The organism is Mucilaginibacter sp. P4_E8 (assembly GCF_056401495.1).
The window spans coordinates 1-6,569 of the sequence record NZ_JBFUJG010000208.1; the positions used below are offsets into that span (position 1 = coordinate 1).

General features: G+C 42.5%; 7 protein-coding genes. 2 read left to right on the forward strand and 5 right to left on the reverse strand.

The window, feature by feature from the left end; all coding sequences use genetic code 11:
- Positions 1-199: 199 nt before the first annotated feature.
- Complete coding sequence (locus AC1DRQ_RS28725) at positions 200-802, forward strand: phosphatase PAP2 family protein (protein ID WP_477429137.1); 603 nt, start codon at positions 200-202, stop codon at positions 800-802.
- A 15-nt stretch (positions 803-817) separates the two neighbouring features.
- On the opposite strand, the gene AC1DRQ_RS28730 is transcribed toward AC1DRQ_RS28725, so the two are convergent.
- Genes AC1DRQ_RS28730 through AC1DRQ_RS28750 form a run of 5 tightly spaced genes read right to left on the reverse strand, consistent with a single transcriptional unit; the run spans position 818 to position 6,094 of the window.
- Positions 818-3,226 carry an ABC transporter permease gene (locus AC1DRQ_RS28730; protein ID WP_477429139.1) on the reverse strand — a complete coding sequence of 803 codons (2,409 nt, stop codon included), beginning with the start codon at positions 3,224-3,226 and terminating at the stop codon, positions 818-820.
- An 11-nt stretch (positions 3,227-3,237) separates the two neighbouring features.
- Positions 3,238-3,876 (reverse strand): hypothetical protein, encoded by a 639-nt coding sequence (locus tag AC1DRQ_RS28735; protein ID WP_477429141.1) that lies wholly within the window; start codon positions 3,874-3,876, stop codon positions 3,238-3,240.
- A 5-nt stretch (positions 3,877-3,881) separates the two neighbouring features.
- Positions 3,882-4,505, reverse strand: coding sequence for a hypothetical protein (locus tag AC1DRQ_RS28740; protein ID WP_477429143.1), 624 nt, complete (start codon positions 4,503-4,505; stop codon positions 3,882-3,884).
- Complete coding sequence (locus AC1DRQ_RS28745; protein WP_477429145.1) at positions 4,502-5,149, reverse strand: hypothetical protein; 648 nt, start codon at positions 5,147-5,149, stop codon at positions 4,502-4,504. Before AC1DRQ_RS28745 ends, AC1DRQ_RS28740 begins: the two co-directional genes overlap by 4 nt.
- 12 nt (positions 5,150-5,161) lie before the next feature.
- Positions 5,162-6,094 carry a hypothetical protein gene (locus tag AC1DRQ_RS28750; protein WP_477429147.1) on the reverse strand — a complete coding sequence of 311 codons (933 nt, stop codon included), beginning with the start codon at positions 6,092-6,094 and terminating at the stop codon, positions 5,162-5,164.
- 238 nt (positions 6,095-6,332) lie between these two features.
- Between AC1DRQ_RS28750 and AC1DRQ_RS28755 the strand changes: the two genes are divergently transcribed.
- Positions 6,333-6,569 (forward strand): hypothetical protein (locus tag AC1DRQ_RS28755; RefSeq protein WP_477429149.1); only part of this gene is annotated, 237 nt, incomplete at its 3' end.

The following is a 6,569-nucleotide window of genomic DNA, read 5'->3' on the forward strand; positions in this document are numbered from 1 at the left end:
TTAGGGGACTTTCGTATTTTATTGCCCCATAAAGTTAGTCTTTGCTCTTGTCCATAATATTACCTTATTATTAAATTTTCAATTACTTTATATTTCAAGACAGCTCATATGCAAATCATAGTAAACAAAACTACCTTTGGATAGAATAATTGCGCATATTTATTATACAAACGGGTAATAAACTAAATCTGCAGTACCTATGAAGCCAATCCGGAAAATATATCTCTTTTACCTGCTATCGTTCATGGGGTTGTCATTCGCCTCAAGCTCATTCGCGCAATCGGGACTACAGAAGCTGGATGACCATATCATGATCGATCTTCAAGAACATCGTACTCCCGAGCAAACGGGTGTATTTATGTTTTTAAGCCAGACACATCTTTACGGCGATATTGGAATCCCCGCAGGTTTACTGGTTGGAGGTATAATAAGCAACGATAAGCAGATGCGTCAAAATTCATTATATATAGCCAGCAGTACCGCGCTCTCTTTCGGGCTCACCTTTTTGATCAAGCATATAGTGAAGCGACCGCGGCCGTTTGTTCAAAATATTAATATCGTGCCGGTTTACCGAGCAGGTAGTACCTCATTCCCTTCTGGCCACACCTCAAGCAGTTTTGCTACGGTAACGGCATTATCAAGGGCCTACCCTAAATGGTATGTTATAGCGCCGGCATTTTTATGGGCCGGCTCTGTTAGTTACTCACGCATGTACCTTGGTGTGCATTACCCTACTGATGTTGCCGCCGGGGCGGTTATTGGAACAGGTTCAGCATTTGTTTTACAATCGCTCAAAAAATAATCATTGTAATAGTATTTATTCGGCCCGCAAACTTTTAACAGGATTGGCCATGGCCGTTTTAACTGCCTCGTAACTTAGTGTTGCTATAGCTATAAACAGCGATATTAAACCCGCGAGTGCAAATATCCACCATGAAAGGTCAATACGATAAGCAAAGCCTTGCAGCCACTTTACCATAGCATACCAGCCCAATGGGGCGGCAATTAAAAAAGCAATACCTATCAGTTGCAGAAAATCGCTGGCAAACAGCGTGGTTAACTGCGGTAACGATGCGCCCAGTACTTTACGAACCCCAAACTCTTTTACACGCTGCTCTGCCGAAAACATGACAAGCCCCAGCAAACCCAGGCAGGAGATCATGATAGCTACCACTGCAAATACCATCGAGAGCTGGGTAATGATCAGTTCGCTGCTGTATAGCTCCTTATATTCCTGGTCAACAAATTGATAAGCAAACGGATAATTAGGGTTTAGATCCTTATAAATTTTAGCCAGACTTGTCAACGCTTCCTTTGTTTTGCCGGCTTCGGTACGAATCAGGATCACACCAAAATACTCCCCTTCTTTTACATCTATTATTACCGGCTTTATGGGCTCATGTAACGATTGGGTATGATAATTTTTAAGCACCGCGATGATGTGCCCCTTTTTTTGCCAGGCCGATACCCATTTTCCTATCGGGTTTTTCATGCCCATTTGTTTTACCGCTTCTTCATTAACCATAAAAGCATCTGTTGAATCAGTAACAACACCTGGCGAAAAATCACGTCCATACGCGATCTTCAGCTTCATTATTCTAAGAAAATCAAACCCAACAGAAGCAGGTTTAAAACCTACCGAAGCATTCTTTTCTTTTCCCTGCCATTTAATATCGTCGGCCACAACAAAATTCATGGCATGCGGAGCTTCAGTGCTGCGGTCGACCATGACTATGCCGGGCATTTTTAAAGCCTGCTCTTTGAAAAGTAAATAGTTATTTTTTGTCATCAATGAACCTTCAATACGCATATAAATGAGATTTTCCCGATCATAACCCAAATGGGTATTTTGCACATAATTGGTTTGCCGCGATATCACCAGCGTAGCGATAAGTAGTATGATGGAAAGCACAAATTGAAAAACCGTCAAGCCCTTCCTAAACCAAATGGCCCCCTGCGTAAAGCGGAGCACTCCCTTTAAAATGCGGACCGGCTGCAGCGATGACAGATAAAGCGCGGGATAAATACCTGCAATTAAACCAGTGGCCAATGTAAGGCTAAGCAAAGAAATCCAAAACGAAGCCTGTAAAAACGGAGGGGCAAACTGTTTGCCGGTAAAATGGGCAAATGCAGGTAATAATATGATCAGCAAAATAACAGACACGATCATTGCCATGAACGAAAAAAGCAACGATTCGCCAAAAAACTGAGCGATCAGGCTGCCCCGTCCCGAGCCTACAACCTTGCGTACCCCAACTTCTTTTGCCCGCTTTACTGAGCGAGCTGTTGTCAGGTTCATGAAATTGATGCAGGCAATGATCAGAATAAAAATGGCGGCCTCGCTAAAAATGCGTACATATTCAATTCTTCCACCTTCGGGTTTCCCGTTTACAAAATTGCTGTGCAGGTATTGTTCGCCAAAGCGCTGCAGGCCTATTTGCGTTTGTACCCCAGGATTTTTGTCGAGCCGGGTTTGCAGGTATTGGTTTATTTTGGCCGCTGTTTTCTCAGGATCGGCAGTTGGCGATAGTTGCAAATAGGTTTGAAAACTATTGGTAGCCCAATCCAGCAGCTTTTTCTGCGCATCCCAGTTAAACAGAAAATCAAATTTCAGAGAGCTTTGCGCCGGAACATCCTCAAACACAGCTGACACAACAAAGTTATACTTATTTTCATACCTTATGCTTTTACCAATGGCCTGTTCCGGGCTTTTAAAAAACATAGCGGCCATTTTGCGTGAAATGGCAATTCCACTCATATCGCGCAATGCCGTTTCGGTATTACCGGCAATAATGGGGTAGTTAAATAATTTAAAGAAATCCTTACCCGCCCGCGAACCTTCCAGTTTCATGGTTTTTTCACCTACCTGAAATGTTTCGGCATGCCCCCATGGCAATTCATAACCGGTGGCATAAAAGGCTTCCCGTTTCACTTCGGGGATAGCATCTTTTATATCCTCCATTAAAAAAACAGGCTTGTTATTGGTATATTTTAATGGCGATGAATAAACGCTGTTCACCTGTCCGTTGGTGGTAAAGGTTTGGTAAACGGTATACAGGTTTTTCCCGTTGGGATGAAAATTATCAATGTGCTCTTCGTCCTGCACCCATAAAAAAATAAACAGGCAGCAGGTTATTCCCAATGCAAGTCCGCTTACATTGATCATAGTGTGCACCTTATGGCGCATCATGTTACGCCAGGCGGTCCTTAAAAAGTTTCTTAACATAGTATTAAGGTTTATAAGGTTTTCACTATTAAATTTTTATAAGCGCCAGATGCACTGTTCCCCAGCCAAAAGCCTACCGAGCCGGTTTTAAGGTCGGGGTCAAGGGCGTTATACACCATTACCGGTTTGGGCTGATTATCGACAAAAACAGTAAGCGTACGCCCCTTCACTATAGCCTTTACATGAAACCACGCGGTAAGTGGCAGGGTAGCTTTTGCCTGGTATTTTTCGGCCTCATAGTCCCACCAGTTAAATTCCAATTTCTTTTCGGGCATGTACTGCACCGCGTTGATGGTGCYGGATGAACCGGGTCTGAAATAAAGGGTTTCGTAATGGTGCGCGTCCTTGATGCGGAAAGCTAAACCTACATACCCTGCCTTCCCCGTAGGTGCGGCAATATCCAGCTCAATGATGCCATCCTTAAAATTAAGTTTTTTGGGATAAGCGATACTGGCCGATTTATAGTTGGCAAATTTCCGCTTTAACAACAAAGCCGGTTTGCCCGCATGGTTACCCAAGGCATAATCAAGCGTATCTGTTTTGGGGATAACCCATAGTGCGGGTTTTATTGATGAGTAATCAAAATGCTGGTTTTGTGCTGCACTGTGCAGCGCAATAAATAATACCGGAATAAAAAGCAGCGTTTTCATATATCTTATTTTATTGCTGTAATGTTTAAATTTTTCCAGTTCCCGGCAGAGCCATTTCCTACCCAGTAACCTATCATTTGGCCGCCAGAATCAACCAGACGCTCAATGGCAAGTGCAGGTAAAGTGTTGCCGTTAACAAATACGCTTATCTTCCTGCCCTTTATCTCCAGCCTTACATGAAACCATTTGTTAGGGTCAGGAATTGGCATTATGGGCTTTTCATATTGATTCGGAAAATCGGCCCGGAGCTTTGGCCAATCAAATTGCGGATTGGCAATATATTGCACTGCGTGTAGTTTTCTTACAGGATCTGGAGTATTAAAATTAAACGGGCGAAAGTAAACGGCTTCATAAGTAGTATCGTTAATACCATGAAAGGCTATGCCTACAAAACTTTGCTGAAGCAGATCCCTCCCTTTAATGTCAAATTCAATATTGCCATCCTTAAATTGCTCCCCTTTAATCCATGCAATGCCCGGCCCTTCGGCTTCGTTTAACTTTACCACCGTTGAACCTTCTTCATTTACTATGCTTACCGTTCTGTTAAAGGTTTTAAACTTTTCTGATGAACTTTGTTGCCCAAAAGCCGTGGCTGAGCTAAAAAGTATAGCTATAAATAGTGTTTTCATGGTTTTGTATTGATAGTTAGGTTAGCAAAATCTTCGGCAAGCCCATCTGCATAAATACCAAGCAGCCCGTCTGTCCTGTCATTGATCAACGTGACCTCCAAAGAAGGTGTGGATGAATGATTGACATATACGCTTAACCTTCTGTTTTTCAACACAAGCGTGGCATGAAACCATTCATCGGGTTGTGGCACGGGATTTACAGCATTTTCATATACCAGTGGGTGTTCCTTACGCAATTTGGCATAGTTGTTATCGGGCAGGCTCATGTAAGCAACAGCCCATTTCCGTCGCAGGGTATCTTCATGCCTGAAGTTGAACGGTCGAAAATACAGGATATCACAGGTTGTTGTATCTATCCCGTGAAAGGCGATCCCCAAAAAACTTTTCAGGAATACATTCTTTCCGCGCAGATCTATATCAATTTGACCTTGCTTAAAATTTACTCCTTTTAGCCAAACAATTCCTTTACAGCTGATACCCTGTTTATCACCATCTTTTAAAACGCTTATCTCATTAGCCGGAAMTGCAACCAATTTATTTTCAGTCAGCATACGGCCCAGGTCAAATGCTTCCCTTTGCTGGCCGTAGGTGCGCCAGATATTAGCGATCAGCAAAAGCAACAGTATAACGGTTATCTTCTTCATAGTGATTTTTTATTACTGGTTGTTTAGATTTTCTTTTTTCAATTTCGCCAGCAGCTTGTCGAACCTTACCCAATAAATATGGCAATCCTTGGGGCTGGTACCCATTGAATAAAACAGGTATTTACCATTGGGTGTAACATATTCGCCCCAGCGGTGGGCTATGCCATTGTTGATCAATGGCCCCAGGCTAACAGGAGTTGTCCAGGTTTTATCGGGCTTATGAAAAGTGATATACAGTTCGCATTCAAAATCTTTGGTTTCCTTAGCGCTTACCACAATGTATGATTCATCAGGAGCAACATAAAAGTCGCCGTCAAAACCGGGAGTATTCATGGGCGTCCCAAGACTTTTAATGGTGGTGTCCTGTCCAGACATTCGCAGTTCACAAATATCATAAGTGCTAAAATCCCTAAGGTTGCCCTGATGAGCATTGCTGCCTACATAACTAACCCCACTTTGGGTGGGCATAAAATCATAAAGCCCATAAGTTTTTTGAAGATATATGGATGGCTCGGTCCAGCCTCCACTATTCCTATGCGACTGCCATACCAGCGCGTGTAAAGTATCGCGCTTACCGCCACCCAAAAAATACAGGGTGTTACCATCTATGGAAAAGGTGGGCGCGTAATAAAGCTGGTTTAAAACAAAGGGGCCATTCCATTTTTTACCATCGTGTTTAAAGTATCGTATTTTTGAATTTTTACTATCAAACCACGTCGTATTGCTTGGGTAATAAAACTCTTTCCCATCTTGCGAAAAGGCAACCCGGTCATAGGCGAAGGTATCGGCCTTTGTCAATAAACTTTGTGCGAATACTTTGGGTGTGTCTGTGGGAGGTTTTTGGCCCAGATATGCATCGGGACTGTTCCAGAGGGTGGTTTGTGCGCTCAGGTTTATGCTTAGGCCCAGCATGGGCATCAGGAATAAATAAAATAGCTTTTTCATCCTTTACTTGATATGATAATTGGTTTACTTTTGGGTTGATAAGAGATCGGTCGACAGCAAACTTATATTTGTTTATAAACCGATGCAATTCATTTATTATTCAAGTTTTTTCAAGTTGTATCATTCTGAAAAACAGATAATTATAACACTTTACAAAATTTCACTTTCACTGTCACGAAAATTGATCTGATGCGTCTTGCTGTATAGCTGAATCTTCAAAAAAATTGCCCCTTACAACATGGATCTCTCTGCTATTAAACAATTGTTAAAAATTATTGAGCAGCAACTTGACTGGGGTGATGCGGCGGACTGGCAAAGCAAGGATTTTGAGAACTTGAACCTGCTTATTTTAGCCAAAACAAAGGTTTCATTAAGTGCCAGTACCTTGCGAAGGATCTGGGGGCGGGTTGAATACAATCATTTACCCAGTACCACCACACTGGATACCCTGGCCCAATTTGCCGGGTTCGAAAAC

Excerpts from the sequence above, each read along its gene's own strand:
- AC1DRQ_RS28725 (WP_477429137.1), top strand. The coding sequence starts at position 200 with ATGAAGCCAATCCGGAAAATATATCTCTTTTACCTGCTATCGTTCATG.
- AC1DRQ_RS28740 (WP_477429143.1), bottom strand. The coding sequence starts at position 4,505 with ATGAAAACACTATTTATAGCTATACTTTTTAGCTCAGCCACGGCTTTT.
- AC1DRQ_RS28730 (WP_477429139.1), bottom strand. The coding sequence starts at position 3,226 with ATGTTAAGAAACTTTTTAAGGACCGCCTGGCGTAACATGATGCGCCAT.
- AC1DRQ_RS28750 (WP_477429147.1), bottom strand. The coding sequence starts at position 6,094 with ATGAAAAAGCTATTTTATTTATTCCTGATGCCCATGCTGGGCCTAAGC.